The organism is Vagococcus luciliae (assembly GCF_024637875.1).
GTDB lineage: Bacteria > Bacillota > Bacilli > Lactobacillales > Vagococcaceae > Vagococcus > Vagococcus luciliae.
Map to the genome: position 1 here is coordinate 1,287,293 of NZ_CP102451.1, position 22,154 is coordinate 1,309,446.

The window sequence follows — 22,154 nt, forward strand, 5'->3', positions numbered from 1 at the left end:
AGCGATTTATCACGCACCCTCTTACAAAAATACTGTTAACCTTAATGATTGTTTATGTTAGTAATTTCTATTTACAATTAAGTCAAAATACTTGGAGCCTGTCTTTAGCATGGAAGTTTGCGATGGAGTGGCATGTTGAAAAATTTTTATTAGGCACGTTAGTTTTGTTACTATTAGATATTTTTTTAATCAGTTTAAGTGGCTCATTTTTGGTAGGAAATATCATTTATATCACGAGTATTGGGTTACTTGGTATTGCTAATAGTCAAAAAATGGCATTGAGGATGGAACCTATCTATCCAGATGATTTGAAAATGATTTTTGAGTTTACGATGATGAAGGATATTGTAGGAACACCCTATTTTATTTTGGCTTTAATACTGATTGGATTAGCTCTATTAGGCCTTTTATATGCCATTTATCGATCAATTCGTCTAACAAAACGTCAACAAATTATTCGCCTTTTTTGTTTTTTAATCTCAGTTAGTGGGTTATTTTATGTAAGCTTATTTAATCAACCAAATAATTTATTGCGAAAAGCGTATAATAAAACAGCGCTCTGGATACCATATAGTCAAAAAATGAATTATTATAACACAGGATTTATGGGTGGCTTTTTATATAACTTAAAAGTTGAAGCAATGGACGAGCCAAAAAATTATTCAAAAGAAGAAATAGATAACATTGTTTCTAAATACAACAAACTAGCAAAAAGTAAAAATGCTACCAAAAAATATCAAGACAAACCCAATGTCGTGTTTGTTATGTCTGAAAGTTTTTCTGATCCAGATAAGTTAGATGGTATTAAACTAAATAAAAGCCCCATTACAGACTTTAGAGAGGTAGCGCGTCAGTCTGTATATTCTGGTGACATGTTGTCTCAAAATTATGGTGGTGGGACAGCGAATATTGAATTTGAAGCGTTGACAGGTATTTCGATGGCATTATTAAACCCACAAATGACGACACCTTACACGATGATGCTTCCAAAGAAAACAGAATTTCCATCTATTGTGTCGAGTTTAGAACAACAAGATTATCAAACAGTTGCCATTCACCCATATAATACATCGATGTATAAACGAAAAGATGTTTACAATGTTTTAGGATTTAATCAGTTTTTAGATGAAAATATGATGACGCATAAAGATAAATTATCCGATAATGGCTATATTTCGGATGAGTCAGCTTTTAATGATGTACTAGATATTATAAAAAACTCTGACAAAGCGTCGTTTGTCCATCTTGTGACAATGCAAACGCATATGCCATATAATAATAAATACACGGATTCACCTTATACTTTGACAAACTCAGCATCTAGCGCTTCGATTGATAATTATGCGTTGGATATTTCATACACATCAAAAGCATTGAAACAATTTATCGATGAAGTCAATAAATTGGATAGGCAAACAATTGTTGTATTCTGGGGTGATCATTTACCGTCAATTTACCCAGACGATATTGTAGAAAAAAATAATCCATTTACAACACATTTAACGGAATATTTGATTTATGATACTTTAAATAAAACGATTCATCACCAAGAAGTGATGAGCCCATTTTATTTTTCCAGCTTGATTACTGATTTTTCATCTGTTGAGCAGACAGGATTCAATGCTATGTTATTGGAGTTACAAAAAATTCTTCCGGCATTTGAAAAGCAAATGTATTATGTTAATGGAAAATGGGAAAAAGAAGTTTCTCTCACTAAAGAAGAAAGAGAGTTATATGAAGCCTACCAAATGATTGTTTATGATTTGGTTTCTGGTGAAAAATATGGTCAACAAATTTTTGATGTTCAATCATAATCATGAATTTTTTAAGAAAATAGTGAATTAATTGTAAGTTAAAAATTTTCATGATATAATCAATTTGAATTATTCATAAGGGAGTAACTGGCAGTTCTACATACTGCGGTAATGCCACCAATCGAAATCACTACGTATTTCTGGTGTTACCTTAAATAGTGAGACTTATGTATGTAGTTAAGCATACATAGGTCTTTTTTTATTTGACTTATGTATAGCGACAAATAAAAGGAGGAAAAGAGATGTCAGAGCAAAAAAAGAAGCAGTTAAATGACGCTTTTTATGTGGAAGATGAAAAGCAAGTGTTAGAAAAACTGCAAACAACAACTCAAGGGTTGAGTACTGCTGAAGCAGAAAAACGCCTTAAGGAGTATGGTCATAATCAATTGGATGAAGGGAAGAAAAAAAGTTTATTTAGTAAATTTTTAGACCAATTCAAAGATTTTATGATTATTATTTTATTAGCAGCAGCTGTCCTTTCATTTTTCATGGGCGATCAAGTTGAGGCTATCATGATTATTGTCGTAGTTTTCATCATGGCAATATTTGGTGTTTTCCAAGAGTCAAAAGCAGAAGAAGCAATTGAAGCGTTAAAAGATATGTCAACACCTAATGCTAATGTTCGTCGTGACAACACAACGAAAACAGTGAAAAGTCCGGATTTAGTTCCTGGTGATATTGTGTTACTTGAAGCAGGTGATGTGATTCCAGCAGATATGCGTTTGATTGAAACAGCGTCATTAAAAATTGAAGAAGCAGCATTAACTGGTGAGTCTGTACCCGTTGAAAAAGAAGCTGTTGTGTTAGAAAAAGAAGATATTGGTATTGGCGATCGAATCAATATGGCTTATATGAATAGTAATGTGACATATGGTCGTGGAGTGGGTGTTGTAACTGGTACAGGTATGAATACAGAAGTTGGTAAGATAGCTAATATGTTAGCGCAAGCTGACGAAACAAATACACCATTAAAAGAAAATCTAAATAAATTAGGTAAAGTTTTATCTATAGCTATTATATTTATCTGTATTGTGATGTTTGGTGTTGGGATGTTACGTGGTGGACATGATTGGATGGATATGCTGTTAACATCTGTTTCATTAGCTGTTGCAGCTATTCCAGAAGGATTACCAGCGATTGTAACGATTATTTTAGCTTTAGGAACACAAAAAATGGCTAAACGTAATGCATTGGTAAGAAAATTACCAGCTGTTGAAACATTAGGTAGTACTGATATTATCTGTTCAGATAAAACTGGTACATTGACGTTAAACCAAATGACAGTTGAGGAAGTCTTTACAAATAATAAATCAATACGTGATTCAAAAGATATCTCTTTAGACAATACCACATTAAAAATTATGACATTTTGTAATGATACAAAAATTTCTGATGATGGCACGCTAATTGGTGATCCAACTGAAACAGCTTTAGTTAAATATGGTGAAGATCGTGGATTTGATATTGCTAGTCAATTAAAATCAGAACCTCGTTTGGCAGAAGTCCCATTTGATTCTGATAGAAAATTGATGTCAACATTTCATAAATTATCAGATGGTCGTTTCTTTGTAGCAGTAAAAGGAGCCCCTGATGAGTTATTAAAACGTTGTACAACTTATGACGTTAATGGTGAAATCAAGTCAATGGATAAATCAGAAGAGGAATTAATTTTAAAAACTAACAAACAATTAGCGACACAAGCGTTACGTGTACTTGCAATGGCTTATAAAATTGTTGATGATATTCCAAGCGAATTAACAAGTGAAAACGTCGAAAAAGACTTAATTTTCTCAGGTTTAGTTGGGATGATTGACCCAGAACGTAAAGAAGCAGCAGAAGCTGTTCGAGTAGCCAAAGAAGCGGGTATTCGACCAATTATGATTACTGGTGACCACAAAGACACAGCAGAAGCTATTGCCGTTCGTCTTGGTATTTTAAAAGAAGGTCAACATGATGCCGTTGTGACAGGTGGGGAATTAAATAATATGTCAGATGAGCAGTTGGCTAATTCGATTGAAAAATACTCTGTTTATGCTAGAGTCTCTCCTGAACATAAAGTACGTATTGTTAAAGCTTGGCAAAAAGATGGAAAAGTAGTTGCGATGACAGGTGATGGTGTCAATGATGCACCAGCACTTAAGACAGCTGACATTGGTATAGGTATGGGAATTACTGGTACCGAAGTTTCTAAAGGGGCAAGTGATATGGTCCTAGCTGATGATAACTTTTCTACTATTATTGTTGCTGTTGAAGAAGGTCGTAAAGTATTCTCAAATATTCAAAAAACTGTTCAATATTTACTTGCTGCAAACTTAGGGGAAGTATTAACCTTATTTATTGCGACAATGCTTGGTTGGGATACGCTTTTACCAGTCCACTTATTATGGATTAATGTTGTAACTGATACATTCCCTGCGATTGCATTAGGATTAGAACCTGCTGAAAAAGGTATTATGAAGTACAAACCACGTGGACGTGATTCTGATTTCTTTTCTGGTGGAGTGATGAGTAGTATTATTTATCAAGGAATTTTAGAAGCAGCTTTAACACTTGGTGTTTACATGTATGCTATTAATAACCCAGTTCATTCAAGTTATGATGCTATTCATGCTGATGCGTTAACTATGGCTTATGCTACACTTGGCTTAATTCAATTAATCCATGCCTTTAACGTAAAATCTGTTCATGAATCATTATTTAAAGTAGGTGCATTTAGAAATAAAATCTTTAACTACGCGATTTTACTTTCATTTGTTTTATTAGCATCTACAATTGTGATACCTGGATTTAATGATTTATTTAAAGTGGCTCATTTAGATGGACATCAATGGTTAGCTGTATTTATTGGATCATTTGCTATTTTACCAATTGTAGAATGTGTCAAATGGGTTCAACGAAAAACGATTTATAAATAGGGTGTTAAAACTATCCAATCTCTTTTGGGTAGTTTTTTTGTTTTTATTGACAAACTAAAGGTATATATATAATATTGAATTAATGTGTTGCGATGTCTAATAGAGTTGTTGTAACTTATCCTTTAAAATTTATTTAAAAAAAGGTAAAATAAACAAGAATGATTGAAAGAGGGGAATTATGTTGAAGAAACCAAATATAGGGCAATACTTACAGGTAATTAATGCCATTGTGACTGAATCTGAAAAAGTGGGAGAAAAAATGAATCCGTCATATGAAATTATTCGTACGGCAATTGATGAGGGAAAATTATCAGATTTAACGGTTGAACAATTAACAGATATTAAGAGCCATTTTTCTGAAGGAACAGAAGAATATAGAGTAATGGAAAACACTTTAAGCCACTTAAAAGCACCTGTTAGAGTTTTAGGGATTCATAAAAAATTGGAAAAAGCATTTAAAGAATATGTTGAAGGCTGTCAAGAAATGATTGATTCGATTGATGCTGAAAATGCTAGAGTTGATAGCGAAGCATTTGATGTGTCAGAGGTTAAACAAGATGCAGCAACTGATGGTATTTCATTCTGTATTCAACGTATTACTCAAATTATTTTGAATAAGTAGTTAAAAAGAGATGAGAAATCGTCTCTTTTTTAAATATATCTAAATAGTGACAAAATTAGTGTAACAAGCAGACAGTTTTTTTAATAAATGGTATTCTTATAGTATAAAAAGGTTTTAGGGGGAGGGTGCGATGTCTAAAAAAGAATCCTATCCAGGTCTTACAGATGAAGAGGTACTAAATAGAATGGCTAGAGGTGAAGTAAATCAAGCCATACCCAAGACAACTCGGACATTTAAACAGATTCTATTTGAGAATAGTTTTACATTATTTAATTTTATCAATTTAGTCATAGCTGGTTTTATTATCTATACTGGAAGTTATAAAAACTTACTGTTTTTGGGTGTGATTGTATCTAATACTTTAGTTGGCGTTTATCAAGAAATCAAAGCGAAAAATAATATTGATCGGCTAAGCTTACTTAGTGAATCAAAAGTAACGGTAATAAGAAATCATCAAACGTTTGATATTCCACAAAATGAGGTTGTCAAAGATGATTTAATCATAGTTAAACGTGGACAACAAATTGTTGTAGATGGAACTATTTTAGATACTGAAGGAATGGAATGTGATGAGTCTCAATTAACTGGTGAATCTGATCCTATCATAAAAACTATTGGGTCTTCTATTTATTCAGGAAGTTATATTGTCAGTGGTAGTGGGTTGATGCAAGCAACACATGTTGGAGAAGATAGTTATAGCTACAAACTTAGTATGGAAGCCAAGCAAACTAAAGGCATTTATAGTGAATTAATCATGTTGATGAATCGTCTAATCCGTTTGCTGACAATGGTGATCATACCAATCGGTGCTATTTTAATGATAACCAGTTTAACAAGTGGAACTCAGTTGAATGAAGCCATTTTAGGCAGTACAGCAGCCATTATGGGGATGATTCCAGAAGGACTTATTTTATTAACAACTGTTGCACTAGCTGTTGGGGTTATCAAATTAAGTCGTAGGCAAGTGTTGGTACAGACAATGGGTGCTATAGAAACATTGGCTAGAGTAGATGTTCTTTGTTTAGATAAAACAGGAACTTTAACAAGTGGACAACTAAAAGTTGTGGAATATGATACAGTTGACACAACTAATTTGACAGATGAAACATTTTCTATTTTAGTTGGTTCAATGATTAAAGGGTTGAATGAAGATAATGCGACTGGACTAGCTTTAATGAGTTATTTTGATCAAAGTGACGAAAATTTATTTAAGCCAGTCAAACAGATACCTTTCTCTTCAGCGAGAAAATGGAGTGCTATTACATTTCAAGAAAACGGTACGTATTTTATGGGAGCCCCTGAGTATTTATTTGAAGGCTTTTCTGAAGATCAAACTGAAAAAATGGGATTGGCTTTTGAAAAAGGATTACGAATTATTGCGGTGGCTAAAAGTAATGGTACTGAGTTATCTCAGGTATTACCAGATCAATTAGAATTATTAGGATTTATTTACCTTGAAGATGAAATTAGACCAGAAGCACCTCAAACGCTTGATTATTTTAAGCAGGAGAAAGTGGACATATGCATTATATCTGGAGACCATCCAGAAACGGTCGCACAGATAGCTAAACGATCTGGCGTATCACATGATGAAGAATCAATTGATATGAGTAAAATATCAGATGAGAAAATTCCAGAAATTGTGAAGACACACCGTATTTTTGGGCGAGTTTCACCAGAACAAAAGAAAAAGCTAGTCATAGCACTTCAGGAAGAAAACCATGTTGTCGGGATGACAGGGGACGGAGTGAATGATATTTTAGCGTTAAAACAAGCTGATTGTAGTATCGTTATGGCAAATGGGAGTGATGCTGCAAAGGGGATTGCTGATTTTGTTTTATTAGATTCTAATTTTGATTCCATGATAGATGTTGTATTAGAGGGCAGACAAGTTATTAACAATATTCAACGAGTGTCTTCTCTGTACTTGACTAAAACAGTCTATTCATTGTTTTTAGCAGCAATTTATATTTTTGTTAGTTCACCATATCCTTTTCAACCCATTCAATTAAGTCCAATTAATGCTTTAACAGTAGGAATACCCTCTTTCTTTTTAGCGCTTAGGCCAAATACGCAGCCAATCAAGGGAGCTTTTTTGAAAAATGTATTTGAACCACCACTAGCTAGTGGGTTAACAGTCGTCATTATGACTTTATTAATTGAGGTGCTCGGAAATATATTAGGATGGTCATATGAGCAAAAATCAACCGTAACAGTGTTATTGACAGGATTTATTGGTTTTATTGTTCTTAGGGAAATAGCCAAGCCCTTAACGAAAAAAATTATAGGACTTTTAAGTGTTTTAATCGTATTGTTTTTATTTATTTTTACATTTTTTGATCACATTTTCTCATTGGCAAGCATATATAACAGTCATTTAGCTCTTGTGTATTTACCATTAATGAGTGTGTCGGTACCGATTTTTTATCTTATTCGAAAAGTCATTCATAAGTTATTAAAAGAGTAAATTAACATAAAATTCACACTTTATTATTAAAAAAGATATATTCACTGTGTAATATAAAATTGTATTGTAGACGTCAGTTTATTATGGGAGGGTAAAATGAAAAAAATAGTTTTAAGTAGTCTGTTGATTAGTAGTGTATTTGTTATCTCTGGTTGCTCGTCTGGAGTGAATACTACAGCAAGTGAAGGACAAACTACTAAAAGAACTGGTGAAATTTCTTCATCAACCTCAACCGTTAGGGAATCTAACCAAAAAAGTCGTCCCATTTTTGAAGGACGATTAACAATGGATCCGATTATTGAAAAAGATACGGTTATTTTATCATTTGAGTCGGTTGATGTAGTATGTGATCCTGATTCTATTCATGATGTTCTTGATTCTAATGGTGTAGTTTTAAATGTGGATAAAAAACTATATGACAAAACTAAAAATAAAGATAAAATGAGATATGGGGTAACAGTCGAATTCACTTTGACTCCGACGCCAGCTTTAACTTTTTCAATACCACCACAAGTTCCTGGAGATTCGATTGAATCAATTAAAGTGTTAGATAAATAAAAATGATTAGAAAGTGTTGGTTAGTTTCTTAGCCAATGCTTTTTAAAATGTTTCGCTTTGACTTAAGCAAAATGTTACAATAATAAAATGAAATATGTGAAATGAGGGAATAAAGGTGGCAGAATATTTAAATGTTGGGAAAATTGTTAATACACAAGGTATTAAAGGGGAAGTTAGAGTAATATCTCAAACAGATTTTCCAGAAAAACGCTATAAAAAAGGGAATATATTATACCTATTTCAAGATGGAAAAGACATGGTTGAGTTAATGATAAAATCTCACAGAAAACATAAAAATTTTGATATTGTTAGTTTTGAGGGTCATCCGAATATTAATGATGTTGAAAAATATCGAGATGGCATTTTAAAAGTTAAAAAAGACGAAGTCGGTCAATTAGAAGAAAATGCCTTTTATTATCACGAAATAATCGGCTGTGAAGTAGTAGATGAAACTGGCGAGTTGTTGGGTACAATTAAAGAAATTTTATCTCCTGGAGCTAATGATGTGTGGGTAGTTAAATCTAAAGAACATGGGAAAAAAGATATTTTATTACCATATATTGAATCCGTTGTTTTAGATGTGAATGTGGATGAACAAAAAGTAACTGTTGATATTCCAGAAGGGTTGATTGATGATGAGAATTGATGTCTTAACTCTTTTTCCAAAAATGTTTGAAGGTCCGCTAACTGAATCTATTTTAGGGAAAGCCATCACTAAAGAGTTGCTTGAGGTTCATGTAAGAAATTTTAGAGAGTTTTCGACAAATAAACATCAACAAGTAGATGATTACCCGTATGGTGGGGGAGCAGGGATGTTGTTGAAAGTTCAACCAATCCATGATGCACTTACTTTCATTGAAACAGACGCAAAAACTAAACCTCGTGTGATTTTACTTGATCCAGCAGGTAAACGATTTAATCAAGAGATGGCGGAAGAATTTTCTAAAGAGGAACACTTGGTTTTTATTTGTGGTCATTATGAAGGCTATGATGAAAGAATCCGTTCTTTAGTAACCGATGAAGTGTCACTTGGTGATTACGTGTTAACAGGTGGTGAGCTTGGCGCAATGGTGATGATTGATGCAACAGTGAGGTTATTACCAGAAGTTTTGGGTAATGATCAGTCAGCCAAAACTGATTCTCATTCAACAGGTCTTTTGGAGCATCCACAATACACACGTCCGGCTAATTATGAAGGAATGGAAGTTCCTCACGTATTAACCAATGGAAATCATAAATTAATTGAAGAATGGCAGTTAAAAGAATCGCTTAGAAGAACCTACTTAAGACGACCTGATATGTTAGAATCGATTGAGTTAACAAAAGAGATGGAAAGATTACTAGAAGAAGTGAAAAAGGAAGAAAAAAGTATTTAGCCTCTTTACTGAAAAGAGTAATTATGCTATTATTATTTAGTGAGTCAAGTGGCTCATCTATTACAACATTCCGCTGTGTAAGACTCATATGAATGTTTAGAATAAGGAGAATGTGGACATGAATCCATTAATAGAAGAAATTACAAAAGAACAATTACGCTCTGATATCCCAGCTTTTAGACCTGGTGACACTGTACGTGTACATGCTAAAGTTGTTGAGGGTACTCGTGAACGTATCCAGTTATTTGAAGGTGTTGTAATCAAACGCCGTGGAGCTGGAATTAGCGAAACTTACACTGTACGTAAAGTATCAAATGGTGTTGGTGTGGAACGTACTTTCCCAATCCATACACCACGTGTTGCTCAAATCGAAGTAATCCGTTATGGTAAAGTTCGTCGTGCGAAACTTTATTACATCCGTGCATTACATGGTAAAGCAGCAAGAATTAAAGAAATCCGTCGTTAATAAGTCATTATTAACTAACAAAGAACTCTATGAAAATAGGGTTCTTTTTTTTTGTTTGAATGCAAGTAGTGATATGAAAGTAATTTTATCAATTAATAAATCTAATAGTAGCTCAATGAGCATTGGTTGTAACGTTTAAAATCAAAATATTGTCATAAATAAATCGCTAAATTTTGTTAATCTATCATTATCCTATAATGATAGTAGTAATTAACTTATGTTATGATATTGAATAGATAAATAAAAATAGGGGGTTTATTATATTGGTGGATATAGATTTAGATATAGTAGAGGAATTAGTAGTTGATAGAGAGCTTCAACCTGTACCGTTAACAGATGATACGATAGGAGAACGCTTGGATAAAGTAATTAAAAGAATGTCAGATAAAAACTTAGATGCTATTGTTGTTTATTGTGACTTGGAACATGGTGGAAATTTTGAATATTTGACAGGATTTGTGACACGTTTTGAAGAAGGTATGTTAGTGTTACATAAAACAAAAGAAGCATATTTAATATTAGGAAATGAAAACTTAAATAAAGTTTCTAAATCACGTATTAAAGCTAAGGGTATTCATATGCCTCATTTATCTTTAGCAAATCAACCAATGGATAATGACAATCCAATTACAAATTATTTTAAAGAAGCTAGATTATCAAATAACATGCAAGTTGGTGTAGTAGGTTGGAAGTTATTCACTAGTCACTATTGTGATAATAATAAACTATTTGATTTACCTAACTTTTTAATACAAGGATTAAAAGAAGTAGTAGATGAAAAAAATCTATCCAATCAAACGGGGTTATTTATTAGTAGTGACAATGGGGCAAGAGTTACAAATAACAGTAATGAGATTGCTCACTATGAATTTTGGGCTCAGCTATCTAGTCAAAGCATGTCAAAGGGTTTGCAAACATTTGATGTTGGTATCTCAGAAATGGAGATTGGGGACGTTATGCAAGAGCTTGGACAACCAAGAAGTGTGGTAACAATTGCTGCAACCGGAGAACGTTTTGAAAAAGCCAATATGTATCCAACTAATAAAAAAGTGACTTTGGGAGATCCAGTATCTATGACTGTAGGATATAAAGGCGGACTCACTTCTCGTGCAGGCTATGCTGTTTCGACCACTAAACAGTTACCAACAGGAGTAGAAGATTATTTAGATGTCTTAGCAAAACCGTATTTCAATGCTATTGCCACATGGCTTGAAACAATAAAAATTGGTATGACTGGGCATGAGATGTACAGTATCATAGAAGACATTTTGCCACAAAAAACGTATGGATGGCATTTAAATCCTGGACATTTATTTGCTGATGAAGAATGGTTATCTTCACCAATCTATCCAACATCTGATATCATATTAAAAAGTGGGATGATGTTTCAAACAGACATTATACCCTCGATGGCAGGTTATGCAGGAACAAGTTGTGAAAGTGGTATTGTTTTAGCAGATAGTGCCTTACAACGCGATATAAAAAAACATTATGCTGATTTGTATGAAACGTTTATGATTCGTAGAAAATTTATTGAAAATCAACTGAATATTAAATTAAGTGAAGATGTCTTACCTATGACAGATACTGTGGCCTATTATCGTCCGTTCTTTTTAAACAAAAAACAAGCTTTTAAACGAATGAAATAATTATAAAAAATCATTATTTATTCCTATTATATCTGTATAATAGGAATTTTTTTTCGTTATAGTAAATGAGATTACATTGTATGAAAGAAGGAAATACAAAATGGATTCTCAACCTAATTTTGATGATATTGTACAAGTTTGTTTATTGTATGGAAAAATTTTACAAGAAAGTAATGCGACAAGTGATATGATTAATGCTAATATACATAAAATTATTAATCATTTAAATATAGAAAATAATGAATTATCAACTTTTAATGCAGAAACGAGTTTTGTTATTATAAATCGACATGATAATACAGTTAAAATGATTCCAGTAGAGAAATCAGGATATAATTTTGAAAAAATACTACGAGTTGAAAAAGTATTAGATGATTTTTTAGCTAATAAAATGGATACTCAAAGTTTTCTAAATGAGTTAAGAGTGATTAATCAAAAAACCTATTCTTTTCCTGAAAAAACACGAATTATTAGTGCAGCGCTTGTCTGTGGTGGAATGAATGTGATTATGAATGGTTTAAATTGGAGTTTTTTTACAACATTTTTTCTAGGTATAATTGGTTATTGGTCATATTTAAAAATAAAAAAAACAACCAAAATAAATATCTTTTCTATTTTGTCTTATTCAACTATTATTTGCTTTTTTATTGTATGTCTAGTTAAAGTACATGTGGTGAGTGAACCGTATTCTATTTTATTTAGTTGTATTATGCCATTATTACCTGGTACGACATTTGTTAATGCTATTAGGGCAATGATGGACGGTAATTATTTGACGGGAATGATTCAAACTATGGATGCTTTTAGTACAGCCTTAATGCTAGGACTACCCGTTGCTATCATTTTTTCTAGTGTTTTATAAGGGGTGATTAGATGATTATAAAATTATTTTTTAGTTTTATTGCTGGTTGTGCCATTGCTATTCTTTATAACATTGAGAAAAATTATACTTTGCTATGTGGGTTATCAGGGATGTTTACATGGTTTGTATATTATGTATGTACAAAATTGTCTTTTAGTGAAGCCATATCTTCTTTAATAGCATTACTTGCTTTAGTATTTTTTTCTCACATACTAAGTAAGTGGAAAAATGTATCCAGTCTGGTATTTAATATGCCAGGAATTATGCCGATTGTACCAGGTGGACTGTTATTTAAGACCTTTAATAATTTGACAGAAAAACATTATGAAGTCGCTCTCCATTATGGCTTTCAAGCGTGTTTAGTAGGCGGGGCAATAGCCATTGGGTTTATTATTAATGAAGCAGTATCTAAAATTTTATTGGCAGCTAAAATAAAAATTGAAGAAGAACCATTTATAAATAAAAAAATAAATCGAGTGAAAAGTAAAACGGTATCAAAAGATAGTCACTTAGCAGATTAAGTGTTAAAATAGACAAGATGAGTACTTAAAGTAAGGAAGTGAAAAAATGGTTCAAATCAAAGATATTGTTAATCAACTGCATCTGGATGTCTATTCAGGTGATGATTTTTTAAATCGTACTGTTTCTTCAAGCGAAATTTCACGACCAGGATTGGAATTGACTGGTTATTTTAATTATTACCCATATGATAGAATACAATTATTAGGTATGAAAGAAATTACGTTTATTGAAAAGATGACAGTAGCTGAAAAAACAATTATTTTTAAAAAATTATGTAATGATGATACACCTTGTTTTGTGGTAGCTAGAGGATTATCCGTGCCAGAAGAATTGGTTAAGGCGGCAAACAGACAAGAAATACCGATTATACAATCTACTATTTCTACTTCTCGTTTATCTGGTATGATTTCAAACTTTTTGGAAAGTCAACTAGCTGAACGTGTTTCCATTCATGGAGTATTAGTAGAAGTATATGGTTTAGGTGTATTAATCCAAGGTAGCAGCGGTATTGGTAAAAGTGAAACTGGTTTAGAATTAATTAAAAAAGGGCATCGTTTAATTGCGGATGATCGTGTGGATATTTACCGTCAAGATGAGCGAACTGTTATTGGAGAATCTCCTAAAATTTTAGAACATTTGATGGAAATTCGTGGTGTGGGTATTATTGATGTAATGAACTTGTTTGGAGCCAGTGCGGTTAGAAATCATGCTCATATCTCTCTTGTTGTAAATCTTCAAGATTGGAGTGTTGATAATACCTTTGACAGATTAGGTTCAGGTACCGAGTCAATTGATTTAGCACATGTTCCCGTACCTAAAATTAGTATTCCAGTTTCTACTGGTCGAAATGTTGCAGCAATTATTGAAGTTGCAGCAATGAATTTTAGAGCAAAAACAATGGGATATGATGCAACGAAAAAATTTGAAAATAATTTAGCAGAATTGATTGCTGAAAATTCAGAGAATGGCAAGGAGTTTGATAAATGATAGCAACAATTAATCCGACAGCTTTTCATGTTTTTGGTATAGCAATTCAATGGTATGCGATTATTATTGTGTCTGGTATTGTATTAGTTTCATGGCTTGCTACCAAAGAAGCTGTTCGAGTAGGACTTAAAGAAGATGATGTCATAGATATGATGCTATGGGCTCTTCCTATTTCTATTGTTGGGGCTAGATTGTACTATGTTATATTTGAGTGGCAATATTATGCGCAGCATCCAATTGAAATATTTGCTATTCGAAATGGTGGGCTTGCTATTTACGGTGGATTAATAGCAGGTGGTTTAGTATTATATTTTTATACACGTCATCACTTCATTAATACTTGGACGTTTTTAGATGTCGCAGCTCCGAGCGTTTTATTAGCACAAGCTATTGGTCGATGGGGAAATTTTATGAATCATGAAGCATTTGGAGAAGTAACAACCAAAGCTTTTTTAATGAAGTTACATTTGCCTAATTTTATTATTGAGAATATGTATATTGAGGGTGCGTATAGACAACCCACTTTTTTATATGAAAGCACGTGGAATATGATTGGATTTATCGTGATTATTTTATTAAGAAGAAAAAATCAATTTTTTAAACGAGGAGAAGTTGCCTTAACGTATATTTTATGGTATTCATTTGGACGCTTTTTTATCGAGGGAATGAGAACAGATAGTTTAATGTTTTTCGGTGGTTTAAGAATATCACAAATTCTTTCAGCTGTGTTATTCATTGGTGCGCTTAGCTTAATTGTCATTCGACGTAAAAATAAGAATTTGCCATATTATAATCGATCATATAGTCTTAAATAAGAAGTAAGATGTGTGGCGGAAACCGTCTCGCATCTTACTTCTTTTAGTAACCTATGATAAAATAAAGATACTAATGTTTTTTAAAAGGAGAAATTTAATTCGATGAAACAAAAAATTGCTGTTTTAGGGGCAGGATCTTGGGGTACTGCTTTAGCGATGGTACTCGTTGAAAATGGGCATGATGTGATTATTTGGGGACATAAAGAAACTCAAATTAATGAAATAAACACTCATCATACTAATGCTCATTATTTGAAAGAAATTACGTTACCTAGTAAGTTAAAAGGAACGTCAGATTTAAAGGAATGTGTGAAAGATGCAGATGCTGTGTTATTTGTTGTACCAACAAAGGCTATGCGTGATGTATCAAATCAATTTAACCAAGTATGTGACAATCAACCGGTTATTATTCATGCAAGTAAAGGGTTAGAACAGGATAGTCATAAGCGTATCACAGAAATACTTGAAGAGGAAATTTCTCCAAATCATAGACAAGCGATTGTTGTATTATCTGGTCCTAGCCATGCAGAAGAAGTAGCTGTAAAAGATGTAACAACTATTACAGCAGCATCAAATTCAATGCAAGCTGCCGAGTACGTTCAACGTTTATTTTCAAATGACTATTTTAGAGTATACACTAATAGTGATGTCATTGGAGTAGAAATGGGTGCGGCTTTAAAAAATATTATCGCACTTGGTTCTGGTGCACTACATGGATTAGGTTACGGAGATAATGCTAGAGCAGCTATTATGACTCGTGGATTAGCTGAAATTAGCCGTTTGGGTGTTGCAATGGGAGCTAATCCTTTGACATTTATTGGGTTAAGTGGCGTAGGAGATTTAGCAGTAACATGTGCGAGTGAACACTCACGTAATTTTAGAGCTGGGTATTTACTTGGAAAAGGTAATTCATTAGATGATGTATTAAATAATATGGGCATGATTGTTGAAGGTGTTTATACAACTAAAGCAGCTTATCAATTAGCTCAAGAAAGACATATAGAAATGCCCATTACAGAAGCTATTTATGACGTTATTTATAATCATACAGACGTTCCAACAACAGTAAAAAATATTATGCTTAGAGAACATAAGTCTGAGCAGGAATTATAAAAGGAGAATAATACATATGTCTAAAGTGAAGAAAGCAGTCATTCCAGCAGCTGGATTAGGAACACGTTTTTTACCTGCAACCAAAGCGATGGCTAAGGAAATGTTACCAATTGTTGATAAACCTACTATTCAATTTATTGTTGAAGAAGCTCTTGCTTCAGGGATTGAAGATATTTTAATTATTACAGGAAAAGCAAAACGTCCGATTGAAGATCATTTTGATTCTAATTTAGAGCTTGAAACTAACTTGAAAGAAAAAGGTAAGTTAGAATTACTTGAATTGGTTGAAGAGACAACGGGATTAAATTTACACTTTATTCGTCAATCACACCCACTTGGTTTGGGTCATGCAGTATTACAGGCAAAATCATTTGTTGGAAATGAGCCATTTGTTGTAATGCTGGGGGATGATATCATGGAAGATAATATTCCATTAACAAAACAATTAATCAATGATTATGATGAGACACATGCTTCTACTATTGCGGTTATGGAAGTACCAAAAGATGATGTATCTAAATATGGTATCATTAATCCTGGTGGTGAAGTAGAAAAAAACTTATTTAATGTAAAAAACTTTGTCGAAAAGCCAGCTGTTGATAAAGCACCAAGTAATATGGCTATTATTGGCCGTTATCTTTTAACACCAGAAATTTTTCATGTGTTAGAACAACAAAAACCAGGTGCTGGTGGAGAAATCCAATTAACGGATGCTATTGATACTTTGAATAAAACGCAACGTGTTTTTGCTCATAATTTTAAAGGAACTCGTTACGATGTTGGGGATAAATTTGGTTACATGAAAACAAGTATCGAGTATGGTTTGAAGCACCCTCAAATTAAAGATGATTTAGCTCAACTTATTTTAGATTTGAGTGAAGACATCAAAAAAGAAAAAGGCATAACAACAAAAAAAACTGAGAGCAAAAAAACTGAGAAGGATTAATTCCCTTCTCTTTTTCTTGTTTAAAGGAGAATAATATGGAAATACTAAAAGCGATTTTACACATTATTGATAAAGATTCAGGACAATTAATCTGTTCACAAGCAGAACTTGATTTACGTGATTTTCATGTGAGTCAATATATGGAAACAGTATTAAAGCGATTGGATAAAGGAGAGTATAAGCATGGCATTCTATCAGCAGATAATGATATTGTTCCTTTTATGCAAGAGATAGAAACTAATTTTATCAAAGTAACACAAGATATTTCTCAAAAGATGTTTGATGTATTAGCTATTAGTGAGGATGCACCTAGTGGGGATGTCTTATTTTTAGAGACTAAAGATTTAGAAGAAAATCATTATTTGGTTGTGATTAAATTTAATTATAAACCTCAATTTACACATCATGTGACGTATGTGGATGATGTGATGCAAAATAACATTATTTTAAATCAAACTGTTTTTCCTGCTGTCACACAAAAAATTGATGAATGTTTTATGATTAATTTAACAGATTTATCTACTAAAGTTATAGAAAAACGCTATATGTTTGAAGGGGAAAAGCGTTACTATTTTACAGAACGATTGTTGCAACTTGACCCACTACCGACAGTTAGTGAGAAATTAAATATTGTGAAAAAAGCAGTGAAACAAGTTGCTAAACGTTACAATGAAGAAGAGTATGTGAGTATGAGTCAAGCACAACAGGCAATTTTTGAAAGCATTGAATCAGATGGCATTATTGACACACAAAAAGTAGCTGATGTTGTATTTAAAGATAATATTTCAGCAAAAGAAGAATATCAAGATATTATCGAAAAAACAAAATTTACTGAGGATATTCCAGAAAATATTGTGAAATATGAAAAAAAATACAGTAAACAAAAATTTAAACTAGCCAATGGAATTGAATTATCTATTCCAAGTGATGTGTTTAATGATGCAAATATGGTTGAGTTCATCAACAATCCTGATGGAACAATCTCTGTAATGATAAAAAATATTGAGGAGATTATCAGTAAGTTTTAATGATGAAACTGATTCGTTAAGAAATTCGCCATATTCTCCATCGTAGGTATGGTTAAGATATGGGGTTCATCTATTCCAGTCTCAAATATCATATTTTTACCAAAAGTATCATGTTTGTATAAGTCATAAAAATCGTGGCTAGCAGAATACGGAATTTTGGCGTCTTTTGTTCCATGCCAAAAATAGATTGGTCGACTGTTTATTTTTTCGGGTTGTCTATTGAGGTCGTAAGATGATGTCCAAGAGAGACTATCTTCTAAATCAATAGGTAACGTGAGTTGTTTTGTTTTACTATAATAAATCAGGCGATCAATAAAACCTTGGTAATCGGGAGTGCCCATTAAGATAGCAGCAGCTGTAATATCAGGATGTTTTGTTAGAAGTCCCGCGCTTGTCATTCCACCCATTGAAAAGCCACCAACAGCAATTTGGTTGTCTAAAACAAATTTTTTGTTGTAAAGGTATTCTTTGATTAAATTAAACTCAATAAGGTTATGTTGGATACTAGACCAAAAAGCAAAAGAAGGGATGACAGAGCGATTTTCAACGCGTCTCGTTCCATGAAACATGGCATCTGGAACAATCACACGGTTAGTTAACTGAGCTATTTTTCTAGCAGGTGTTAAGGCCAATTCTTTTGATGTTTGCCAGCCATGATAAAAAACAACACATGGAAGTGGATCATATTGATGAGTCTCAGGAACAACTTCTACAACAGGAATATGTTGAATCATTCTTTCTTTAATTAAGCATTTCATAAGTTTCCTCCTTTAGTTAAGAGTATCGATTGTTCAAAAATAAAGCAATCATTCCAACTCAAAAAAATGCTGTAGACAGAATAATAAATTGTCTACAGCATTTTTTCCTTTTTAGAAGCTTCCACCGCCACCACCATGACTTGTTCCACTACTTCCCATATGAGTACTAGAACCACTACTTGGAGGTGGTTTTGGAATATGTCTAGTCGTCGTAATATCAAATATTTTTGATGTGCGAGATTCTGTTAAATCAAGTGAACTCATTTCATAATAGGGATAATGATAAGTCGCTTTTTTTAACAAATAATTTCTAGAGATATACACATAAAAAACAATAGTTGAACCAATACCTGCGATACCGGCAATTATGATTGTCAATATTGAAAATGCTTTTGAATTATCTCGTGCAACACGATGTGTATTAGCAACTGGACCATCTTTAATGTAGCTTTCTGAAGCAGTTAAGACGTATTTAATGGCATCATAATAGCGACCGTCTTTCATATCTTCAGTGCTACTATTTATAATTTGATCGATACGATTGTCATTTAAAATATCTATCATATTTCCTGTTGTCGAAATATGAAATTTTCGATGTTCCATATCAATTAAAAATAGCATGCCACTTTTATCATCACCGAGTCCAAAACCATTATTATCATAGAAATCATCAGCATATTCTTCCGGTGTTTTTCCATCAGTATTTTCTGTTGAGACAAAAACAAAATCTTGATTATTTTTGTCTTTGAATTCATTGATAGCTTGTTGAAGGGAATTTTTTTCATCAGCTGACAATAAATTAGCTTGATCAAATACTCGTTCTGACGTTTCGGCTGCTGTATAAATAGAAAAGCTAAATAGACTAAATAGCATGATAATAGTGAAACCAATGAGTGAGTTATATTTTTTTAAAATAGCAAATACCCCCCAACTAAGATAAGTATGGTCACTAAAACACCTAATGCAAGAGAAGTCCCGATTAATTTTGGTTTATTAATTGGCAACTTCCCACTTGTTTTTCCAGTGACACCGTTCATCGCGTAATAAAATGGTTCATCACTTGTCTCAGACTGATAGGTTACAACCCAAACAGGTAATAATAAATATTTATTTGATTGACTTAATACGTGACTTTCGTGATGATTGGTCGATAGAGTTGTAAATCCTTGCATGTCATTTTCTAAAATAGATTGAGTATAGTGAGAAAGTTCTCCAACCAGAGAGGGTTCTAATGAAGAAAACTCAATATCTCGTTTTTCTGCTTGAAAGCCTGATAAATATTTGGAGTCAAAATTCGTGATATCGTTTAATGGAAACGGTTGAACTGATTCAATCATGAGTTGTTTGGTATTTTTTTGAAGGGCATTTTTGATTAAATCTCTAAAATTAATGGTCCCACCACGGGTTAGTTTATATTTTCTCGTTCGAGTGTACTCGGTATCACCAACGCGCCAAACGGTAATTTTAGTTCCTGTCGCATCAACGCGTCCCTTTGTCGTTGCATCAGTCTTCCAATAAGGAAAGTAAATACCGGTAATTTTTTCTATTTGGGATTCATCAAAAAAGTCTTTTGGTATAAATTTTTTGGATTTTGCCCAAGATAAAAATTGTTCTTTTGCTTCATCTTTGGAAATTTTAAAAGGTAAAATATTATTAGGTAAAAATTTACCAGAAACACGATCTTTTAACACAACAGGATTATGACAGTAATAGCAAAATGTAGCCGCAGTTGTATCATCGGTCACGATTTCTGCTCCGCAAGACGGACAGTCATAAAGGTTGAACATCTCTTGGCTCGTTTGGTCAAGATTTTCAGCAGATTCTTTTTGTTCTGTTGAATCTAAATCCCCCTCATTAAAAACACTTAAACAATATTCACAATGAAAGGTTTGGTTGCTAGGGTCAAAGAGTAAGGGCCCATCGCAATTTGGGCATTTATGTGAAACCACGTCTGACATTGGATCACCTCATTTCTAAATTTATAAAGGCAATCCTTGAAAAGGTGCCCCACACTCTGGACAGAATTTTGGCATTTGATTGGTGATGGTGACAACGTTATGACAGTTAGCACATTTCATTTGAATACCAGACGTTTGTGGTGCAGGTTTTGATTGTCCGCATTCTGAACAGAATTTGCCAGTATTTTCTGTCTGGTCATTTGGGCAAATCCAAGTATCACTCGGTGTTTGTTTGTTTTGTTGTTGCATTTGTTCTTGATTTCCTTTAGAACTTTGGCTTAAATAGTCACCTGTAGCATTCATTCCCATGCCGACACCCATAAAGCCATTGACGCTACCATTAGAATTACTACCAGCATCCTGTAGTCCTTGTGCAACGGATCCTTGCACAAATCCTTCGCGAATTGACGCATCAGACAGCATAGCCCCTTTATTTCTCATGTTAATTAATTCTTGAGAATCATCTGTGTAAGAAATACTTGCAACCCCAACACTAACAACTTCCATTCCACGGATTTCTGTCCATTCTTTATCTAGGGCAGAGGACATAAATTTACTTAACTCCATACTTTTAGATGGAACGTATGAAATCCGTTCCCCCATCATAGACATTTGATTAATGGATGTTTGGAAGGCAGATAAAAATTCAGATAAAAATTGGTCATTGATTTCTGAGATGGTGACATGATTTTTATTTTTTGGTAAGACGTTTTTATAAAAGAGAATTGGGTCAACCACTTTGACAGAATAGGTTCCATGAGCTCGTAAAAATAATTCAGCATTATAGAAATTATCAAAATAATTTAAAGGACTCGGTGTGCCAAATTTAATGCCTTTAATTTCTTGTAAGTTAATGTAAATAACTTGTTGTGTTTGTGGAGGTAGACCACCAAATTTAAATCGATTAAATGATTCTTCAATGGCTCCTTTTAAATTACCAGTAAACATGGAAGGGGCACTGGCGTTATTGACAGTGTAATAGCCTTCTTCAGCTGTGAAGTCGATAATCTTACCCCCATCAACTAATAACATCATAGTATTTGGGTAAACATAAACAACGGAACCGTCTGTAATAAATCCTTCGGTACCTTTTTTATTTCCTTGACGTTTACTATCTTTTCTGACTGGTGCCCCAGTTGTCATGACAGTGTCATCACTTAAATTATATGGCTCAATGACTTCTAACCATTGGTCGGCTAATCCACCGCCAACAGAGTTAACTGCAGCTTTTATTAATCCCATTATTATCCCTACTTTCATTTTTGTTACTCGATTTAGATAAGTTTACCATAGATAAA

The 22,154-nt window shown here is 33.1% G+C and carries 20 protein-coding genes; 16 read left to right on the forward strand and 4 right to left on the reverse strand.

Annotated elements, in window-relative coordinates:
• Positions 1-44: 44 nt before the first annotated feature.
• The 16 genes from G314FT_RS06290 to G314FT_RS06365 all read left to right on the forward strand — a co-directional run bounded on the left by G314FT_RS06290 (position 45) and on the right by G314FT_RS06365 (position 18,140).
• Positions 45-1,814 (forward strand): LTA synthase family protein, encoded by a 1,770-nt coding sequence (locus G314FT_RS06290; RefSeq protein WP_423837530.1) that lies wholly within the window; start codon positions 45-47, stop codon positions 1,812-1,814.
• 242 nt (positions 1,815-2,056) lie between these two features.
• Complete coding sequence (locus G314FT_RS06295; protein ID WP_257699546.1) at positions 2,057-4,729, forward strand: cation-translocating P-type ATPase; 2,673 nt, start codon at positions 2,057-2,059, stop codon at positions 4,727-4,729.
• 178 nt (positions 4,730-4,907) lie between these two features.
• Positions 4,908-5,351 (forward strand): hypothetical protein, encoded by a 444-nt coding sequence (locus G314FT_RS06300; RefSeq protein ID WP_257699548.1) that lies wholly within the window; start codon positions 4,908-4,910, stop codon positions 5,349-5,351.
• Between the two features lie 130 nt (positions 5,352-5,481).
• Positions 5,482-7,818 carry an HAD-IC family P-type ATPase gene (locus G314FT_RS06305; RefSeq protein WP_257699550.1) on the forward strand — a complete coding sequence of 779 codons (2,337 nt, stop codon included), beginning with the start codon at positions 5,482-5,484 and terminating at the stop codon, positions 7,816-7,818.
• Positions 7,819-7,914: 96 nt separating this feature from the next.
• Positions 7,915-8,376, forward strand: a complete 462-nt coding sequence (locus G314FT_RS06310) for a hypothetical protein (protein WP_257699551.1) — start codon at positions 7,915-7,917, stop codon at positions 8,374-8,376.
• A gap of 115 nt (positions 8,377-8,491) precedes the next feature.
• Positions 8,492-9,022, forward strand: a complete 531-nt coding sequence (gene rimM, locus G314FT_RS06315) for a ribosome maturation factor RimM (protein WP_257699553.1) — start codon at positions 8,492-8,494, stop codon at positions 9,020-9,022.
• A complete protein-coding gene (gene trmD / locus G314FT_RS06320) occupies positions 9,012-9,752 on the forward strand; it encodes a tRNA (guanosine(37)-N1)-methyltransferase TrmD (RefSeq protein WP_257702528.1) in 741 nt (246 codons plus the stop codon). Before rimM ends, trmD begins: the two co-directional genes overlap by 11 nt.
• 118 nt (positions 9,753-9,870) lie before the next feature.
• Complete coding sequence (gene rplS, locus G314FT_RS06325; RefSeq protein WP_257699555.1) at positions 9,871-10,218, forward strand: 50S ribosomal protein L19; 348 nt, start codon at positions 9,871-9,873, stop codon at positions 10,216-10,218.
• A 263-nt stretch (positions 10,219-10,481) separates the two neighbouring features.
• Positions 10,482-11,867 carry a M24 family metallopeptidase gene (locus G314FT_RS06330; protein WP_257699557.1) on the forward strand — a complete coding sequence of 462 codons (1,386 nt, stop codon included), beginning with the start codon at positions 10,482-10,484 and terminating at the stop codon, positions 11,865-11,867.
• Positions 11,868-11,967: 100 nt separating this feature from the next.
• Positions 11,968-12,729, forward strand: coding sequence for a threonine/serine exporter family protein (locus tag G314FT_RS06335; RefSeq protein WP_257699559.1), 762 nt, complete (start codon positions 11,968-11,970; stop codon positions 12,727-12,729).
• A gap of 11 nt (positions 12,730-12,740) precedes the next feature.
• On the forward strand, positions 12,741-13,250 hold the full coding sequence (locus G314FT_RS06340) for a threonine/serine exporter family protein (RefSeq protein WP_257699561.1): 510 nt from the start codon (positions 12,741-12,743) through the stop codon (positions 13,248-13,250).
• Positions 13,251-13,296: 46 nt separating this feature from the next.
• Positions 13,297-14,238, forward strand: coding sequence for an HPr(Ser) kinase/phosphatase (gene hprK / locus G314FT_RS06345; protein ID WP_257699563.1), 942 nt, complete (start codon positions 13,297-13,299; stop codon positions 14,236-14,238).
• Positions 14,235-15,053: a prolipoprotein diacylglyceryl transferase gene (lgt, locus tag G314FT_RS06350; protein ID WP_257699564.1), complete on the forward strand. Its 819-nt coding sequence runs from the start codon at positions 14,235-14,237 to the stop codon at positions 15,051-15,053. Before hprK ends, lgt begins: the two co-directional genes overlap by 4 nt.
• A 102-nt stretch (positions 15,054-15,155) precedes the next feature.
• Positions 15,156-16,166 (forward strand): NAD(P)H-dependent glycerol-3-phosphate dehydrogenase, encoded by a 1,011-nt coding sequence (locus G314FT_RS06355; protein ID WP_257699566.1) that lies wholly within the window; start codon positions 15,156-15,158, stop codon positions 16,164-16,166.
• Between the two features lie 16 nt (positions 16,167-16,182).
• The gene (gene galU / locus G314FT_RS06360) at positions 16,183-17,112 is read left to right on the forward strand and encodes a UTP--glucose-1-phosphate uridylyltransferase GalU (RefSeq protein ID WP_257699567.1); all 930 of its coding nucleotides are present in this window, start codon (positions 16,183-16,185) and stop codon (positions 17,110-17,112) included.
• A gap of 35 nt (positions 17,113-17,147) precedes the next feature.
• A complete protein-coding gene (locus G314FT_RS06365) occupies positions 17,148-18,140 on the forward strand; it encodes a nucleoid-associated protein (RefSeq protein ID WP_257699568.1) in 993 nt (330 codons plus the stop codon).
• Here G314FT_RS06365 and G314FT_RS06370 read toward each other — a convergent pair.
• The 4 genes from G314FT_RS06370 to G314FT_RS06385 form a co-directional block, all read right to left on the reverse strand.
• Positions 18,137-18,898 (reverse strand): alpha/beta fold hydrolase, encoded by a 762-nt coding sequence (locus G314FT_RS06370; RefSeq protein ID WP_257699569.1) that lies wholly within the window; start codon positions 18,896-18,898, stop codon positions 18,137-18,139. The genes G314FT_RS06365 and G314FT_RS06370 overlap by 4 nt on opposite strands.
• Positions 18,899-19,009: 111 nt before the next feature.
• The gene (locus G314FT_RS06375; protein WP_257699570.1) at positions 19,010-19,771 is read right to left on the reverse strand and encodes a TPM domain-containing protein; all 762 of its coding nucleotides are present in this window, start codon (positions 19,769-19,771) and stop codon (positions 19,010-19,012) included.
• A gap of 35 nt (positions 19,772-19,806) precedes the next feature.
• Positions 19,807-20,856, reverse strand: coding sequence for a TFIIB-type zinc ribbon-containing protein (locus G314FT_RS06380; RefSeq protein WP_257699571.1), 1,050 nt, complete (start codon positions 20,854-20,856; stop codon positions 19,807-19,809).
• 21 nt (positions 20,857-20,877) lie between these two features.
• Positions 20,878-22,098: an SPFH domain-containing protein gene (locus G314FT_RS06385; RefSeq protein ID WP_257699572.1), complete on the reverse strand. Its 1,221-nt coding sequence runs from the start codon at positions 22,096-22,098 to the stop codon at positions 20,878-20,880.
• Positions 22,099-22,154 lie beyond the last annotated feature (56 nt).